At 35.3% G+C, this 849-nt stretch carries 1 protein-coding gene; it reads right to left on the minus strand.

Annotation, left to right across the window (positions count from 1 at the left end; genetic code table 4):
• Window positions 1-506 precede the first annotated feature (506 nt).
• On the minus strand, window positions 507-849 hold a 343-nt coding region (locus MAGTDC_RS05700), incomplete at its 5' end, for a hypothetical protein (protein ID WP_278046981.1).

Genomic DNA, 849 nt, shown 5'->3' on the forward strand with positions numbered 1-849 from the left:
AGACTACACGCTATAGAAAATATAAAAATTAAGAATGTAGTGGAGCATAATATTGTTACCTTTGTAACAAAAAGTAGTTGCCGGGCAGTATACGTCCACGTACAACACTGTCAAATCCTTGACTCCTTGTGTCTGCAAACAGCTGTTCTGTTGAAACTGTTGTTTTCGCTCGGTAACCAAACTCCAGACCATCATATCTCGCCATGTTACTGGCCACTTCACACTGGTTAAGTACTGAGTAACATCTTATAGACAGTGGGGTATGTGGCATTGACACCTGCCAATAAACATTTATCAATATAATAGATAGAACTTACTTTAGCCAATGAAATTGTATTTATTTAATATATTGTTATTAAGTCATACACACAGTCTACAGCAACAAAAATATTTTTTTACACAAAAAAAACTTCATACAAACCACTGTTTCATACAAGTGAAAATGGGGAAATACGGATTCTCTAGTGTACAAGCTCAGAAAATGCTAGTGAAGGCAGAGCTTACAATTAATCAGTATGTTCATATCTGCAAATGGTTAGCTGAAATGAGAGCAATCCAGAGAAGAATCTGCTAACTTTTAAAAGGATGTTTTGAGAGCATGACAGGGTGATGAAAATAATGATGTGGTTGGGTCTTGGCCTACTAAAGAACAGAAATCACCAATGTTTCCTGCCCATTACAGTTATCTTTCAATTCTGTATTCCAGCTCATTCCATTGCAAAATTATGTTTATTTTTAGCTTTTGTAGAGTTTTTATCATGTTGTGCATCCCTAAGAAGTTTGCTGGAAATCGTTGTGTATGAAGATACAGCTTGTATTGCTGCCTTTGAATAAACACATTTTGGTATT

The organism is Candidatus Hodgkinia cicadicola, assembly GCF_002774925.1.